The sequence below is a fragment of the Ferruginibacter paludis genome, from assembly GCF_030409685.1.
In the GTDB taxonomy this organism is placed as follows: Bacteria; Bacteroidota; Bacteroidia; order Chitinophagales; family Chitinophagaceae; genus Ferruginibacter; species Ferruginibacter paludis.
The window spans coordinates 110,411-127,119 of sequence record NZ_JAUFQJ010000011.1 but is presented as its reverse complement, the minus strand read 5'-3'; the positions used below and the strand labels follow the sequence as shown (position 1 = coordinate 127,119).

The 16,709-nt window shown below is 40.3% G+C and carries 15 protein-coding genes; 10 read left to right on the top strand and 5 right to left on the bottom strand.

Annotated elements, in window-relative coordinates; genetic code table 11:
- Positions 1 to 6 precede the first annotated feature (6 nt).
- A complete protein-coding gene (pgi, locus tag QWZ08_RS18270) occupies positions 7 to 1,599 on the bottom strand; it encodes a glucose-6-phosphate isomerase (protein WP_290338964.1) in 1,593 nt (530 codons plus the stop codon).
- A gap of 92 nt (positions 1,600 to 1,691) precedes the next feature.
- Positions 1,692 to 2,708 carry a threonine aldolase family protein gene (locus tag QWZ08_RS18265; RefSeq protein ID WP_290338963.1) on the bottom strand — a complete coding sequence of 339 codons (1,017 nt, stop codon included), beginning with the start codon at positions 2,706 to 2,708 and terminating at the stop codon, positions 1,692 to 1,694.
- Between the two features lie 313 nt (positions 2,709 to 3,021).
- Between QWZ08_RS18265 and QWZ08_RS18260 the strand changes: the two genes are divergently transcribed.
- From QWZ08_RS18260 to QWZ08_RS18235, 6 genes are all read left to right on the top strand, one after another.
- A complete protein-coding gene (locus QWZ08_RS18260; RefSeq protein WP_290338962.1) occupies positions 3,022 to 3,879 on the top strand; it encodes a sigma-70 family RNA polymerase sigma factor in 858 nt (285 codons plus the stop codon).
- 155 nt (positions 3,880 to 4,034) lie between these two features.
- Positions 4,035 to 4,916: a DUF4249 domain-containing protein gene (locus QWZ08_RS18255; RefSeq protein ID WP_290338961.1), complete on the top strand. Its 882-nt coding sequence runs from the start codon at positions 4,035 to 4,037 to the stop codon at positions 4,914 to 4,916.
- A gap of 175 nt (positions 4,917 to 5,091) precedes the next feature.
- Positions 5,092 to 6,042, top strand: coding sequence for a thioredoxin-disulfide reductase (gene trxB / locus QWZ08_RS18250; RefSeq protein ID WP_290338960.1), 951 nt, complete (start codon positions 5,092 to 5,094; stop codon positions 6,040 to 6,042).
- Positions 6,043 to 6,154: 112 nt separating this feature from the next.
- Positions 6,155 to 6,508 carry a dihydroneopterin aldolase gene (locus QWZ08_RS18245; protein WP_290338959.1) on the top strand — a complete coding sequence of 118 codons (354 nt, stop codon included), beginning with the start codon at positions 6,155 to 6,157 and terminating at the stop codon, positions 6,506 to 6,508.
- Positions 6,505 to 7,257: a tetratricopeptide repeat protein gene (locus QWZ08_RS18240; RefSeq protein WP_290338958.1), complete on the top strand. Its 753-nt coding sequence runs from the start codon at positions 6,505 to 6,507 to the stop codon at positions 7,255 to 7,257. The genes QWZ08_RS18245 and QWZ08_RS18240 overlap by 4 nt, the downstream gene beginning before the upstream one ends.
- A 97-nt stretch (positions 7,258 to 7,354) precedes the next feature.
- Entirely contained in the window at positions 7,355 to 9,304 is a 1,950-nt protein-coding gene (locus QWZ08_RS18235) for a M1 family metallopeptidase (protein WP_290338957.1), read from the top strand.
- Between the two features lie 741 nt (positions 9,305 to 10,045).
- Here QWZ08_RS18235 and QWZ08_RS18230 read toward each other — a convergent pair.
- Positions 10,046 to 11,404 (bottom strand): MATE family efflux transporter, encoded by a 1,359-nt coding sequence (locus tag QWZ08_RS18230; RefSeq protein ID WP_290338956.1) that lies wholly within the window; start codon positions 11,402 to 11,404, stop codon positions 10,046 to 10,048.
- A 43-nt stretch (positions 11,405 to 11,447) separates the two neighbouring features.
- Between QWZ08_RS18230 and QWZ08_RS18225 the strand changes: the two genes are divergently transcribed.
- The 4 genes from QWZ08_RS18225 to lpxK are packed head-to-tail and all read left to right on the top strand — an operon-like array spanning position 11,448 to position 14,501.
- Positions 11,448 to 12,275, top strand: a complete 828-nt coding sequence (locus QWZ08_RS18225) for a DUF3822 family protein (protein WP_290338955.1) — start codon at positions 11,448 to 11,450, stop codon at positions 12,273 to 12,275.
- Positions 12,266 to 12,802, top strand: a complete 537-nt coding sequence (locus QWZ08_RS18220) for an RsmD family RNA methyltransferase (protein WP_290338954.1) — start codon at positions 12,266 to 12,268, stop codon at positions 12,800 to 12,802. The genes QWZ08_RS18225 and QWZ08_RS18220 overlap by 10 nt, the downstream gene beginning before the upstream one ends.
- 51 nt (positions 12,803 to 12,853) lie before the next feature.
- Positions 12,854 to 13,429: a 5-formyltetrahydrofolate cyclo-ligase gene (locus QWZ08_RS18215; protein ID WP_290338952.1), complete on the top strand. Its 576-nt coding sequence runs from the start codon at positions 12,854 to 12,856 to the stop codon at positions 13,427 to 13,429.
- Between the two features lie 10 nt (positions 13,430 to 13,439).
- On the top strand, positions 13,440 to 14,501 hold the full coding sequence (lpxK, locus tag QWZ08_RS18210; RefSeq protein WP_290338951.1) for a tetraacyldisaccharide 4'-kinase: 1,062 nt from the start codon (positions 13,440 to 13,442) through the stop codon (positions 14,499 to 14,501).
- Positions 14,502 to 14,515: 14 nt separating this feature from the next.
- Here the strand turns inward: lpxK and QWZ08_RS18205 are convergent, their stop codons facing one another.
- Together QWZ08_RS18205 and QWZ08_RS18200 are read right to left on the bottom strand one after the other, a co-directional pair.
- Positions 14,516 to 15,847, bottom strand: coding sequence for a DEAD/DEAH box helicase (locus QWZ08_RS18205; protein WP_290338950.1), 1,332 nt, complete (start codon positions 15,845 to 15,847; stop codon positions 14,516 to 14,518).
- 101 nt (positions 15,848 to 15,948) lie between these two features.
- On the bottom strand, positions 15,949 to 16,701 hold the full coding sequence (locus tag QWZ08_RS18200) for a hypothetical protein (protein ID WP_290338949.1): 753 nt from the start codon (positions 16,699 to 16,701) through the stop codon (positions 15,949 to 15,951).
- Positions 16,702 to 16,709: the final 8 nt, after the last annotated feature.

Genomic DNA, 16,709 nt, shown 5'->3' with positions numbered 1-16,709 from the left:
GTGTTTTTACCGCATCTGCTTAAACAAATTGATTAAGCCGTTAGTTGATGAATCATGCGAGCTCACAGGATCAGCTGTTTCCAGTTCCGGCAGTATCTTTTTTGCAAGTACCTTACCCAGTTCCACTCCAAACTGATCAAAACTAAAAATATTCCAGATTACACCCTGCACAAAAATTTTATGCTCGTATAAAGCAATCAGTTGCCCTAAAGTATGCGGCGTAATTTTCTTAATTAAAAAAGAATTGGTTGGCCTGTTACCGGTAAAAGTCCTGTACGGATCTTTGTCCTGGCTGCCATTCATTAAGGCTTCTGTTTGGGCAAAAAAGTTACTCAGTAAAATATTATGATGTTCACCGATCGGGTTGTGACTGATAGCAGGAGCAATAAAGTCGCAGGGAATTTTTTGTGTGCCCTGGTGAATCAACTGGTAAAAAGCATGCTGTCCGTTGGTACCGGGTTCACCCCAGATAACTGGTCCGGTTGCATATTCAACTGAGTGGCCATTTCGGTCAACATATTTGCCATTGCTTTCCATATTGCCCTGTTGAAAATAGGCGGCAAAACGATGCATGTACTGATCATAAGGAAGAATAGCTTCTGAAGCAGTTCCATTAAAATTGGCATGCCATATGCCAACCAGCGCCATTAATACCGGTATGTTTTTTTCAAAAGCTGTTGTTGCAAAATGAACATCTGTTTGGTGAGCACCTTTCAGCAAGGCTTCAAAATTATCATATCCAATAGTAAGAGCTATGGATAAACCGATAGCGCTCCACAAACTGTAACGGCCACCAACCCAATCCCAAAAAACAAACATGTTTTCCGGGGCGATGCCGAATTTTACAACATCAGTTTCATTGGTACTCAGTGCTACAAAATGTTTGGCCACATGCGTTTTATCAATTGCATGGTGTAAAAACCAATCCCTTGCAGTATGCGCATTGGTCATAGTTTCCTGCGTGGTAAAAGTTTTTGAAGCAATCAGAAAGATGGTTTCTTCCGGCGTCACCTTTTTCAGCGTTTCGGCAATATGCGTTCCATCAATATTACTTACAAAATAAGTTTCAATGCCATCCACCCAATAAGGCTTTAGTGCCTCTGTAACCATAACGGGGCCGAGATCACTGCCTCCAATACCAATGTTGACAATGTATTTTATTTTTTTGCCGGTATATCCCTTCCATTCACCAGAATGAATTTTACCGCAAAAACTTTTCATTTGCTGTTGTACTTTAATTACGTCGGGCATAACATCTTTGCCATCACTAATAACAGGTTTACCTGAAAAATTTCTAAGTGCAGTATGCAATACAGCCCGGTTTTCTGTTGCATTGATTTTTTCGCCGGCAAACATAGCGCTGATGGCATCACCCAATTGGCAGTCCGCCGCTAACTTAAGAAGAAGCTGCAATGTTCTTTCAGATATATTATTTTTTGAATAATCGAATACGATATCATCTGTTGTTATAGAAAAGTTGTTGAAACGATCGGGGTTTGCTGCAAATAAGTCTTTCGCTTGAACAGTTTTCATTTCCGTATAATGCTGTTGCAAAGCTTGCCACGATTGGGTGGTAATGGGGCTAATTTTTGGAAACATTGTTTATATTTTAATGGATTAAGAACCTTCGGACAAAGTTAACTTATGTGTGTTTGCCAATAATAATCTTGCCCGAAATGATGCAATAATATTTATAAAGTACCTATGATATTGATTAAATTTTTTACCATCTCAGTTGTTATATCAAGATGAGTAACCATTCGCACCTGTGTGGCCGAAATAGGCATTACCTGGATACGAAATTCAGCCAGTTTATCTGCAAGCGATTTAGGTGAAAAAGGAGCCAGCACTTCAAAAATAATGATGTTGGTTTCAGCCGGCATTATTTCGCCGACCCAATTTTTCTTTGTCAGCGCACTGGTGATTTGTTGCGCATGCAGGTGGTCTTCCGCCAACCTGTCAATATTATTTTCCAATGCATAAATGCCTGCCGCCGCCAAATACCCCGCTTGCCGCATTCCGCCGCCAAACACTTTTCTTACTCGCCTGGCTTTTTGAATATAATCCTTTGTGCCCAGCAGTACGCTGCCCACAGGCGTTCCCAATCCTTTGCTCAGACAAATAGAAATACTATCGAAAATTTCTCCGTATTGTGAAGCAGTTTCCTTCTTTGCTACCATCGCATTCCATAGCCGTGCGCCATCCAGGTGGAACTTCAAATTATTTTGCAAACAAACTTCCTTAATTTGTTGAATATCAGTAAAAGTGTAGCAAGATCCACCACCTCTGTTTGCTGTATTTTCCAAGCTTACTAAACTCGTTCTGGCCTTATGAATATCAGATGGGTTAACGGCTTCGCTGACCGCCAGAGCGTTTAATCTTCCCCTGTCACCCTTAATTGCCTTTACCTGGCACCCGCTATTGAAGGCGATTCCGCCGCCTTCATAAATATACACGTGGCTCAGGTTTTCGCAGATGACTTCATCTCCCGGCTGTGTATGTACCTTAATAGCTATTTGGTTGGTCATAGTTCCACTGGGACAAAAAAGGCCCGCTTCCATTTTGAACATTTCGGCAGCCATATGTTCCAGCTTATTTACCGAGGGGTCTTCTCCAAACACGTCGTCTCCAACGGAAGCCGTAAACATAGCCTCCAGCATGGCAGGGGAGGGTTTGGTAAAAGTATCAGAGCGTAAATCAGTTATCATGCTGCAAATGTAAGTGACAATGCAGTTGAATTTAAAGGCCGGTGTAAATTTTGCACTGTTCCATTTAACGAAAAGGTTGCAGCCCACAGCATAAAATGGCGAACTCCACGTTTTAAATTAAACCGAAGGATCAGGTGCAATAAATCATGATTTATATCATTGTTTTTTTGATTTACACTATGAATTGCCGATTTTTAGACGTACATTTGCACTATTTTTATGAAATTCTTTGCAGATTAACTAATTTTTTGCAACTATTTCTTCAACATTACTGTCTAATGACCGTTATATATTTCTGAATTAAAACAAGCAAATGAGGCAACTTAAGATCGCAACGCAGATTACCAACCGTGACTCACAGGCGGTTGAAAAATACCTGCAGGAAATTTCAAAAATTTCGATGATCACTCCGGAAGAGGAGACGATCCTGGCCCAAAAAATAAAAATGGGCGATCAGCGTGCACTGGATAAACTGGTACAGGCGAATTTGCGTTTTGTGGTATCCGTTGCAAAACAATACCAGCACCAGGGGCTTTCATTGAGCGATTTGATCAATGAGGGTAATCTGGGTTTGATTAAAGCGGCGCAAAGATTTGATGAAACAAAAGGTTTTAAATTTATTTCTTACGCAGTTTGGTGGATACGCCAATCTATATTGCAAGCGTTAGCCGAACAGGGACGTTTGGTCCGTTTGCCACAGAACAAAATCGGCACCTATAATAAAGCCAATAAAGCTTATATGGCTTTTGAACAGGAGCATGAGCGTGAACCCTCAACAGAGGAACTGGCAGAATTACTTGAAATGAGTGAAACTGAAATCAACAATATTTTCCAAAGCAACACCCGTCATACTTCACTGGATGCTCCCGTGCATGAAGCAGAAGACGTAGCAATGGGCGACTTGTTAAAAGGAGGTGCCGAAACGGATGAAGATGTAATGCACGACTCACTGCGCAATGAAATACGCAGGGTGTTGAAATCATTAAGTCCACGTGAAGCTGAGATAGTAAACGCATACTTTGGTTTGGATGGCGAAAATGGTGTTACTATTGAGCAAATAGGTCAGAAATATGATCTTACTAAAGAACGTATCCGCCAGATAAAAGAAAGGGCTATTAAAAGACTACAGAAAGCCAGGTATAGCGGTGCTTTAAAGGCATACCTGGGATAAATATATTTACCTTAATTGAAAATCCCCGCTGATATTATCTCCGGGGATTTTTTTTAATTTAAAAGTAAGCATAACAAACATTCATTGATTGCCGGTGTTACAACGCTGCATATGCTTACGTGAAAAGTGTGTGTTATAAAATTGATTTGTATTGTATGAAGAAGTTAGTCATTCCTGTTATCCTTTGTGTTCTGTTGTTCTCCTGCGAGAAAGATATCAACTTCAATCTGAATGCAGCACCAACAGTTTTGGTAGTAGACGCACAAATTGAAAATGGTAAAGCGCCAATTGTGGTGCTGAACAACAGTTTTTCTTTTTTTGATTCCATTAATCCGCAATTACTTTCCAAGTCATTTGTACACAATGCCATTGTTACAATCTCCAATGGTACGCTTACTCAACAACTTAAAGAATATACTTACCGGGTTACACCCGGCATCAGTGTTTACTTGTATAGTATCGATTCATCCAATCTGTCAACAGCCTTCACAGGCCAGTTGAATACAAGCTATACTTTGCATATTACCACAGAAGGAAAAGATTATACCGCAACTACAAGCATCCCTTCCCTGGCAAAAAAAGTAGATTCTTTATGGTGGAAACGGGCGCCTTTTGCTAAAGATACCAACGATGTTGTATTGTTCCTGAAAGCTACAGATCCACCGGGCCTGGGTAATTACGTGAGGTACTTTACAAAGAAAAACCAGGGACAGTTCTTACCCGGCGACAATTCGGTATTCGACGATCAGGTAATCGATGGCACTACCTATCAGTTCCAGATTGAACCTGGCATTGACAGGAATAATAAAGTTTCTTTTGACAGCAACTATTTTAAAAGAGGAGATACGATCTCTATGAAGCTTTGTAATATTGACAAGGCGGCTTATACCTTTTGGAGTACCTGGGAATTTGCGTATCAAAGTATTGGCAACCCGTTTGCCCAACCTAATAAGGTAATTGGTAATCTGAGTAATGGTGCATTGGGCGCCTTTTACGGTTATGCCGCAGACTACAAAACATTGATTGTTCCGAAATAGTTATGTTTCCAAAAAAGGCAATTAGTTGATAGAATTCTGCTATTAATTAGGGTCAATAACGCTTTATAAGAATAATAAACCGGTGTACACGCTATCAAGTCATTTCATTTTATATAACAAATAATCGTGTAAATTTGCGACGCCTGAAAAACAATTGACCGGCAATAAGAAAAATATGGAAAATCAAACAGCAGAAAAAGTTCATTGTTTAATCATAGGTTCCGGACCGGCAGGCTACACAGCTGCCATTTATGCCAGCAGAGCAGGATTGAAACCAGTATTATACCAGGGAATACAACCTGGCGGCCAGTTAACTATTACTACCGAAGTTGAAAATTATCCCGGTTATCCTGAAGGAATACAAGGCCCGGATATGATGGTGAATTTTGAGAACCAGGCGAAAAGAATGGGAGCGGATATCCGCTATGGACTTGCTACCAGAGTAGATTTTACAACCCAGCCTTATAAAATCGAAATTGACGAAGAAAAGTGGATTGAAGCAGATGCGGTTATTATTTCAACTGGCGCTTCGGCCAAATGGCTGGGCATAGAAAGCGAGCAGCGCCTTAACGGGTATGGGGTAAGTGCCTGTGCTGTGTGTGATGGTTTTTTCTTTAAAGGCAAAGAAGTGGCCATTGTCGGCGCCGGAGACACTGCTGCTGAGGAAGCATTGTATCTTTCCAATATCTGTTCGCATGTGCACATGATTGTGAGAAAAGGAGAGATGCGTGCCAGCAAGGTAATGCAAACAAGGGTGTTGAATACAAAGAATATAACCGTTTACTGGCACAGTGAAACCGATGAAATTGTAGGAGAAAAAAAGGTAGAAGCGGTGCGCATAAAAAACAATGAAACAGGGGAAAAATCAACTATCCCGGTTAGTGCTTTTTTTGTTGCAATCGGTCATCATCCTAATAGCGATATTTTTAAAGACTGGATAACTACAGATGAGGCCGGTTATATTGTAACAATTCCGGGTACATCGAAAACAAATATCGAAGGCGTCTTCGCGGCCGGTGATGTGCAGGATAAAATATACCGCCAGGCGGTAACCGCTGCAGGCAGCGGTTGCATGGCTGCCTTGGATGCCGAAAGATATTTAGGTGCAAAAGAACATGTTCATTAAAGCAGCAATTACCTGCATTGAAGAATAGCGTCGCTTGATACTGGTGCGGATTTATTGCCAGTTATCAATTGGTTTAATATGTATGTCTTCCGTTCACCTTTAATCATTTTTGATGATTACTATTCACCTGCATAGTCTTATATTTCGGTCTTTTCACGGGATGTTTAAGGAAGAAAAGATACTGGGCAATGATTTTGAAGTAAACATGGATGTCGTGATTGATGCACCGGAAACAATTACCAAACTGCATCAGTCGGTTGACTATGTAGCATTGCACGCCATCATTAAGCAAGTGATGGACGTACCAACCCCCTTGCTGGAAACGGTTGTGCAGGAATTAGCTGAGCGGGTAGGGGGCTTTGACAAGAAAATAAAAACCGTAAGCGTTAGCGTTAAAAAATTAAATCCGCCGATTACCAATTTCCAGGGAACTGTGGGTATTAGTTATTCCAAAGCATTCTCATGATAAAAACAATAGTGTTTGTGTTTTCTTTACTGTACTGTTTCCCGGCAGCTGCCCAGGATATCGGCCTGTTGCTCAAAGAAGCCAACAGGTTTGAAGCGATTCCCAATGAAAATGCTGCTTTTATTACCTATAAGCAGATACTACAATTACAGCCTACTAATATCAATGCACTCAATAAATGCAGCGAATTGTGCAGCAGAATCGGAAAACGGCAAGCAGATAAAGCTGTTACGAATGATTATTATAAAGCTGCGTTGATGTATGCCGACGTTGCTTTAAAAATAGATCCCAACAACGCTGAATCCAACTGCGTAATGGCGATTGCGCTGGGCAGAAGTTCACTGAACAAAAGCGGCAAAGAAAAGATTTCAACTGCCAAAGAAATCCGGAAGTACGTTGATATTGCCATAAAAAATGATCCGCGTAATTTTAAAGCATGGCATGTATTAGGGAGATGGAATTTTGAATTAAGTGAATTAAATATTATTGAGCGTACTGCGGCAAAATTATTATATGGCACTATACCCGTTGGTACCATCAGCGGGGCCATCGCAGCTTTTGAAAAATCCAACAGTATCACCGCCGGTTTTATTCTAAACTATTTTGAACTGGCAAGAGCATATCAAAAAAATGATGAAGACAGCAAGGCTATCGCCATTCTGAACAAAATGCTGTCGCTCCCCAACCAGACAGAAGATGATCCGCTGATAAAAGCAGATGGTAGGAAACTTTTGAAACAACTTCAGTAATTCCATTTTTAAGTCTGAGAAAACTTAGTGAGCCGTTATCGTTAATATGATCTTTTAAAAACTTTTTTAAATTACTTTTAAATATTAAAATCAATATATGATACAAAAATGTTTCTCTGTTGTGCTGTTGCTTACCTTCTATTTGGCCGGATTCTCCCAGGATAAATTTGCATCTGCCTATGATCCGCATGCATTATTTTCTCCCTTGTTTTATCCAAATGGTGAAACCATTACACGGGCTGCATCAGGTGAACCCAATGTTGGCTATTGGCAAAACAGGGCCGACTACAAGATCAGTGCCTCCCTGAATGAAGTAGCACACCAGGTTTCCGGGACGGTAACAATTACTTACAAAAATAACAGTCCGCATGACCTGCCATTTTTATGGCTGCAGTTAGATCAGAATTTATTTAATAATAAAAGTCGCGGACAGGCGCGTATGCCGGTTGATAGCCGCAGCCGGTATGGTGATGCCAAAAGCGGTTTTAATGGAGGTGACAATATCAGTAACGTACAAATAAATGATGCTTCAGCTAACTATACCATTACGGATACAAGAATGCAGATACGGTTGGCAAAACCAGTTAAAGCAGGTGGCGAATCAATCAAAATAAAAATGGACTTTTCGTTTACGATACCGGAGTACGGTGCTGACCGTTGCGGCATTTTAAAAACGAAGAATGGCGATATTTTTGCTGTTGCGCAGTGGTATCCACGCATGTGCGTATTTGATGAAGTACAGGGATGGAATACATTGCCCTACCTGGGACCGAGCGAGTTTTATCTTGAATACGGCGATTTCGATTTTAACATTACCGTACCGGCAAGCCATATCGTTGTAGCGAGTGGTGAATTGCAAAACGCTTCCGAAGTACTTACTCCCACACAAAACCAACGCTATGAAAGTGCAAAGAAAAGTGATAAGACAGTAATAATACGTTCAGAAAAAGAAGTGACGGATCCTGCCGCCAGGCCAAAAGGAACAACGCTTACCTGGCATTATAAAATTACCAATGCAAGAGATGTATCCTGGGCTTCTTCGAAAGCTTTTATCTGGGATGCGGCAAAAATGAATTTACCGAGTGGCAAAACGTCGCTGGCAATGAGTGTATACCCTGCTGAAAGCAATGGAGACAAAGCGTGGGGAAGAGCAACAGAATACACCAAAAAAAGTATTGAGAATTATAGCAAAAGATGGTATGAATTTCCTTACCCTGCGGCTTCCAATGTGGCGAGCAATGTGGGCGGTATGGAATATCCCGGTATTGTTTTCTGCGGATCAAGAGCAACGCAGGAAGGACTTTTCGGTGTTACCGATCATGAGTTCGGGCATACCTGGTTTCCTATGATTGTAGGAAGCAATGAACGCAAATACGGCTGGATGGATGAAGGCTTTAATACATTTATCAATTCACTGGCGCATGAGGATTTTAATAATGGTGAATATAAAGAAGAGCCGAAAAATATGCAGCAGATGGCGCAATATCTTTTTAACCCAAACAGTGAAGCTATTTTAAACACGCCCGATGCGATGAAGGAAGCCAATATTGGTACTGCTTTGTATTTTAAACCCGGATATGGGTTGGAATTATTGCGCAACGAAATTCTGGGACCGGAAAGGTTTGATTATGCCTTCAGGTTGTACATTCAGCGCTGGGCTTTCAAACATCCGACACCCTGGGATTTTTTCAGAACAATGGACAATACAGCGGGTGAAGACCTGAGCTGGTTTTGGAAAGGATGGTTCCTGGAAAATTACAAGCTTGACCAGGCCATAGAATCTGTGAAATACGAAAAGGATTCAGAGGCAAATGGTGCAATTGTAACAATTGCAAATCTAGACCAGATGGCAATGCCGGTAACGTTGGCTTACGAAACTGTCAGCGGAAAAAAAGATGTTATCAGGCTACCTGTTGAAGTTTGGAACAACACCCATACCTGGAAGGTAAAATTACCCACAACAGAAAAACTGGTGAGTGTTGTGTTAGACCCTAACAAGATTCTGCCTGATATGGACGCCACAAACAATACCTGGAAATCAAATTAGTAGTCAGAAAATAGTAGGAAAAGCTGCAAAGAAATTTGCGGCTTTTTTTATGCACTGTCTAAAACTAATAAAGAGTTACCCCCGGGACAAATGTCGCTAAACCAAAAACTTCCACAGCTGTATTTTTAAACCGCTGTGGAAGCCAATTTCAATCACCGGCATGCACCGGCTGATTCAGGATTACATTTAGCCTGGTTATTTTACAAAAATCATATCAAAGATATTTCCTGACTAAAGCTTTGCCATCGTCGCTTTTAAGGGCATAGGCTAGGGGTATCGGATTGTTGGTTTTGGATCATCATCGCTTCTTACAGCATAGATCTAGATATTGGGTTGACTGGTTTTTATGAGGCGATGCTGTATGCCCCGCATCAGATATTGGTTTTATTAGTTTTTTGGCCATCGTCGCTTTTAACAGCATAAGCCCGGTTTCCTGTAATTACAGCTTCAAAACACCTTGCTGCCGGATATTGGTTCAATCGGTTTGGCTTTATACCTTTCCTTTCTGAGACAAAGTTGCACCCCTTAAAGTTGCTGAACAAGAGCAGCATTACTGAATTGCTATAGTCAATTTATTACCCGCAGTAGCTTCATCCTAAACATGGAAGTGAAGGATGTTCCTGTAATAGATAACACTATGTTATAGAAGACTATTTACGGTTTTCTAAATGAGAGGGTCGCCCACTATCCAAAAAATAAAATTGCTGTCAATTGTCTATTGATAAAGAAAAAATGAATGGCCTAACGGATCCTGGTTTTCCATTTTCCGCTTTTAAGAAAAGTAAAGGAAAGAACAAATATGGTCGACCAGTAGATCAATTCATTGCTCCATGCTACAGTAAGATTGATGTAATGAATTTTCATGAATATCCAGGTGTAGATAAGATAACAGGTAATGGCAACTATTTCAATCATTAAATTCACCGTTGTTTTACCCGTACCGGTAACCCCATTTAACCATATGTTGGCAATACTCATCACCAGCAAACCACAGCTCACCATTCGTATTACTGGTATACCTGCCTTTACAAATTCTTTACCCTGGCCAAACAAACTAAAAAATGCAGCAGGAAAAATGTTGACGAGTAAGCACATAAAAGCACACAAGCCGAAGCACCAGAGCATAATTCGTTTAATAGCTTCCAGCACTTTGTCCTCTCTTTTTTGCCCCATTAAATTACTGACCATTACATTACAGGTGCCTGCAAAAGCCCATACAAAGACTCCGGTTAAGCCAAACACATTCCGCATGGTATTACTGATAGCTTTTGCTGTCTGATCATGCAAAGCTTCAATAAAAATAAAAAACACCAGCCAGGTGGTAACACTGATCACATACTGTGTAATCAGTGGCGTAGAAATCCGAATAATTTCCCGGGTAGTAGATTTATCATACTTAAAAGTAGTAAGCACCCCGTACTCCTTCTTTAAGCCAGTTTTATAAATTACAAATAACAATACCATCAAACCGCAAGCTTCGGCTATTACAGAAGCGACAGCAGCTCCGTTGAAACCCATGGCAGGCAACCCCCAGTGACCATAAATAAGTAAATAATCCAGTAGTATATTGACGGCGGCTTCGGCAATAAAACCAATCATCAGGTAGCGGCTGTTAAGCGAAGCCACCAGGAATGCATTGCCCATTTGAAACAGGTACAAAAAAGGCAAACCCAAAATACGGATTTTTAAAAAATACATCTCCTGCGGATAAGCCAGCGGGTCAGCAACCTGCTGCAATATAAATGGCGCAATAAACCAGGTAACACAAATACCAGCGATCGCTAACTGAAGGCTGATGCGTATAGCCTGCGCCAATATCACTTTAAAAGCATTGGAATTGTCTGCCCCGGCATATCTGCTGAATTCCGACTGCAGTCCATTGTTAAGGCCGTTTCCGGCAACTGCAAATATTAAATAAAAAACGCCGGTAATACCTGCATTACCTAAAGCAGAAATGCTAAGATTGCCCAGGAATATACTATTGGTAAGCATATTAATTTGGGGAACAATTATAGCCAGGGTAATGGGCAGGGCTATGGAAAGTATCTGTTTATTGGTTACGGTTACTTTTAAATCTTTTATTGGTGCTGTTACTTCCATAAGTTGGCAAATTTATCTTATTTTGCCAGCCTAAACACACATTTTGATTTCAACTTTCAATATACTGACCGATGTACCGGATACTGCAGGATGCAGTTTATTTATCGAGCTAAGTGGTCAGGGCATTTCTTACTGGGCATTATCTGCAGACAACAGTTGTTTTGCGCTATCAGTTTATCATTTCAGTGCTGCCACAACAAACGACAAAGCAGCGGATTATTTTAAAGACATTGTAAGCGAACAACCGTTGCTTCGCCAATCGTTTAAAAAAGTAAGTATTATTTACGCTTTTTCTGAGGCTTTACTTGTGCCGGCCCGTTTTGTAAATACTGCGACTGCTACAGAAATGCTGAACCTTGTTTATGGAGAAGAGGATGAAAGCGTCACCAAAAGTGATTTGGTATACCAGCTTAATTTGCAAAATATTTACCGTATACCAAAATCTGTAGAAGAAGTGGTAGCAAATTTATATCCATCCGCTGCGCACTGGCATTTATATTCCATATTGTCCGGTGCAAAAAAGGACACCATTAATTTGTTGTATTGTATTTTTAGTACTAACCATTTTATGGTGCAATTAATAAAAAATGGTCAGCTTCAAATCATCCAGCAATTTGACTACAAGTTACCTGAGGATGCGGCTTATTATTTATTAAGTATTTGTGAACAGTTTGGAGCGCCATTGAAGGAGACGGAAGTGGTATTAAATGGAATGATTGACCAGGAGTCTGCTTTATACAAGGAATTAAAAAAATATTTGCCGGAGATCAGGTTCTGCTCACTACCCGAAACATTTACTTATGATGAAGGAATAAAAAATTATGCTCCGCATTATTTTAGTCATTTATTTGAAATTGCAGCATGCGTATAATCAGCGGCATTCACGGTGGCAGAAAAATAAATCCGCCTGCGAATATGCCTTACACTAGGCCAACTACAGATATTGCCAAAGAGGGTTTGTTTAATATCATTCAGAATAACCTTGATATTGATGGACTTAAAACACTGGATCTTTTTGGTGGCACTGGTAGTATCAGTTACGAACTTGCCAGCAGGGGAGCAGCGGACTTAACCATTGTTGAAAAAGACAATAACATGTTTGACTTTATAAAAAAAACTTCAGCTTCCCTGGCACTGGAAAATTTTAAACTGGTAAAGTCAGATGTTTTTAAATTTATCGACAATTGTGCTGATCAGTTTGATTTCATTTTTGCAGGCCCGCCCTATGCGTTGGGAACTATTGACGAACTTCCTAGAAAAATATTTGACAAAGGTTTACTTAAAACAAAAGGCTGGTTTGTGCTGGAACATACGCCGCGTAATGACTATAAAAGGTTTGATCACTACCACGCCGAACGCAATTACGGCACTACAATCTTTTCTATCTTTATCCAATAAAATTGTTTCTTCCACATTATTTTAATTGTTGGCCCAATCTTACAAACAACGATGTACAAGAGTGAAATCAGGAATCTTTATAAAACGAAAAGACAACAACTTTCTTTTTCTGAGAGAGAGAAAATGAGTGACTTGATGCTGATTCATTTTCAACGGTTGCCTATTGACATCCCGACAATAATACTTACCTACTCTCCGTTTCAAAAAATGTCAGAATTTGATCCTCAATTAATTACAGATTATTGCTTCTTTAAAAATAGAGATATGAAATTACTCTACCCTGTCATGATGAATGATCAAAACCAATGCGAAATGCAGGCAGTTTTGGTAGATGATGACAGTTATTTTGAGACCAATAAATATGGAATTGACGAGCCTGTCGGTTGCACTGCCGTCCCTGCATCTGAAATAGAGCTGTCCATTATTCCCTTAATAAGTTTTGACAAAACCGGTAACAGGGTAGGTTATGGCAAGGGGTATTATGACCGTTTTTTAAATAAATGCAGCCCCAAAAGTATCAAAATAGGGTTTAGTTATTTTGATGCCATAGACGTTATTGACGACGTAAATCCTTACGATATCAGGCTGGATTATTGCATTACACCCGAACGTATATTTACATTCTAAAATTTATTTATTGCTAAAAAGTTTCCGATATCTGTTGCTGCCTCTATCATTTTTGTATGGAATGATATTATGGATTAGAAACAAATTGTTTGATAAAAATTATCTCAAATCTGCTTCCTTTAATTTTCCAGTTATATGCGTGGGTAACCTGGCCGTAGGAGGAACCGGTAAAACGCCCATGGTGGAATATTTGTTGCGGTTTTTAAAAAATGATTACGCGACAGCCACTATCAGCCGGGGTTATAAAAGAAAAACCAAAGGTTACGGACTGGCGGATGAGAATACCACGGCGCTTGATATAGGTGATGAACCAATGCAGTTTCATTTAAAATTTCCTGATGTGAGCGTAGCTGTAGGTGAAGAAAGGCTGGAAGCAATACCGCAATTGTTGCATGACAGACCAGATACTCAGGTAATCATTCTGGACGATGCCTTTCAACACAGGCAGGTTACAGCCGGCTTAAATATATTACTGACAGACTACAACAATTTATATACCCGTGATTTTATACTGCCCGGCGGCGATTTGAGAGATATTAAATCAAGCGCAACCCGTGCGCAAATTATTGTTGTGACAAAATGCAGGCGTAACCTGGAAGAAGCCGAAAGAGACCAGATTATAAAAGAATTGAAACCTTCGCCAAATCAACAGGTTTTTTTTACTGAGATCATTTATGGAACGCCCTATCATCTTTTTTCAAAAGTACCGTCAGCAATTTCACATAGCACTGATGTGTTACTGATTTGTGGTATTGCCAATCCCAAACCGCTGAAAGATTTTTTAACAACGCAGGTGCATACCTATGATATGCTGCGTTATCCGGATCATCATATTTTTGACAGTGGTGACCTTGCTGAAATAAAAAAGCAGTTTAGTAAAATCGCTTCTGAGGATAAAATTATTTTAACCACTGAAAAAGATGGTGTAAGGTTGAAGAAATTTGAAAATGAACTGAAAGAGTTACCAGTGTTTGTATTGCCCGTACAACATGCGTTTATGTTTAACCAGTCTGAAGCATTTTGCAACACAGTCACTGATTTTATTGCTTCTTTTAAACCAAAAGAAAACTGAAGTTGCGGACAAACTTATTTTGCTACCGCAATTTTTACTTTTTTATTTTTTATCTTTTCGTCTTTAATCAACTCCAGCACGGAGCCTGCTTTTAACTTCCGCACTGCGACAAAAGAAAAGAAATCTTTCACTTCTATTAAACCGATGTCATCTTTTTTTAGCAGCCCTTTATTCGATAAGAAACCTACGATATCAATTTTATTGACTTTATCTTTTTTACCTGCTGCTATAAATAAAGTGCTCCATTTGGGTTTTTCTGGCAACTCAATTCTTTCCGGCAATTCAATGGCTTCTGTATGGCCTGTTATATAGTTCGGCAGTTTTTCATCTTCAGACAAAATCAATACTGATTTACCGCCGGCATCCATACGGGCGGTTCTGCCGTTGCGATGAGTGTACACATCTGCCGTAGGTGGCAGGTGAAAGTGAATGATATATTTTATATCAGGAATATCAAGTCCACGGGAAGCAAGGTCAGTTGTAACCAATACATTGGAAGTACCATTCTTGAATTTGCACATGGCACTTTCCCTTTCCTGCTGTTCCATTCCTCCATGGTAAAATACATTCACAATTCCCTTTTCTTTTAAAAAATGACTGGTGCGTTCTACCGATTCACGGTGATTACAAAATACGATCATTGATTTGTTACCTATGGAACAAATCAGGCGGAACAAAGTTTCAACTTTATCCTTGTCGGGCGATAGCACGGTTCTTACAACGAGTTCGTCGGCTGCAGGTTTTTCGGAAGGCGATAAAAAATTCAGTCTTGCTGGTGAAACCATTCCGATAAAATCCGGAATGCGAACAGCTTCGGTTGCCGAAGTCAGGATTCTTTTCTTTACCGATGGAAGGGCGCCAACAATGAAAGACATTTCCTCCAGGAAACCCAGCTCCAGCGATTTATCAAATTCGTCCAACACCAATGTAGTGATGGCGTCGGTTTCAAAATTATTCCGTCGGATATGATCTGCTACACGGCCGGGTGTACCAATAATAACTGCAGGCGATTGCACCAAATTATTCTCTTCTGTTTCTCTTTTATGTCCGCCATAGCAAACGGTAACCTTGTAACCGGTAGCCATTTTTCTGAATACCTCATCAATTTGAATGGCCAGTTCACGGGAGGGAACTAATATGAGCGCCTGGACACTTTTATTTTGTTTTGTAAGTAATTGCACTACAGGAAGCAGAAATGCCAGTGTTTTTCCAGAACCGGTCGATGACAGCAACAATACATTGTCGTTTTCTTCATTGGCCTTTAGTGCAGCGTGCTGCATTTCATTTAGCGCTGTTATTTGCAGGTTGGCCAGTATCTTTTCTGTGGGTATATTATTGTGTTGCATTCCGGTAAAAGTAATCTTTGTACCAGTAAGTGCAAAAAATAGAAAGAAGGAGGCTAAATAACTGATGCCCCACAGGGCGGATGATGGTGGTAATAATTTGTTTACTCTGTAAAATGAACAGCAAACTTACACCCATAAGTACCCGGTGTAAAAGTGAAAGTGCCCGATTTAAGGGGCTTTCCTGAGCCGGTAAGGATAACACTTTGTTGACCATTGGCCGCAAATTTTCCGGTGACCGAAAATAGCACGCCATTTACTGCATTACTGCTTACGGAATAGGTTCCTGCGGTAGTCACTGATACTTTTAGTAAAACGGTGTTGGCAGCATTGAGCGCAGTACCCACAATATAAGTGCCGCTTACCACCGGGGCAGTGCAACTGTCGGGTGCTCCGTTTAAGGTAAACTGGGCAACACCAGTTGACTTAGCTGTAAAAGATATAGAAAATGCACATCCGGCAAAACCTGGTATGAAGTTAAAACTGCCTGCTGTTACAGGTGTTCCCGATCCTGTCAAAATAATATTTTGTGATCCTGTGGAAGTAAACTCGCCCGAACCACTAAAGATAACCCCATTGATATTGGCGGTTGCCAGGGTGTAAGAACCAATAGAGTCAACTGTAACTTTTAATGTAATGGTATTTTGATTGTTGAGAGCAGTTCCGGCATTATAGGTACCACTGATTAAAGCCCCGGTGCAGGAATTGGCACCGCCTGCAAATTTAAATTTAGCAGAGCCGCCACCTGTACCGGGTGTAAGTATGCTGGTGGAAGGAAAATTCAATTCTTTCTGGCAGGAAGTAAATGACAGCGCTCCAAAAAGCAATAACAAAAGCCGGGATAATTTTTTGTTCATTTTAATTG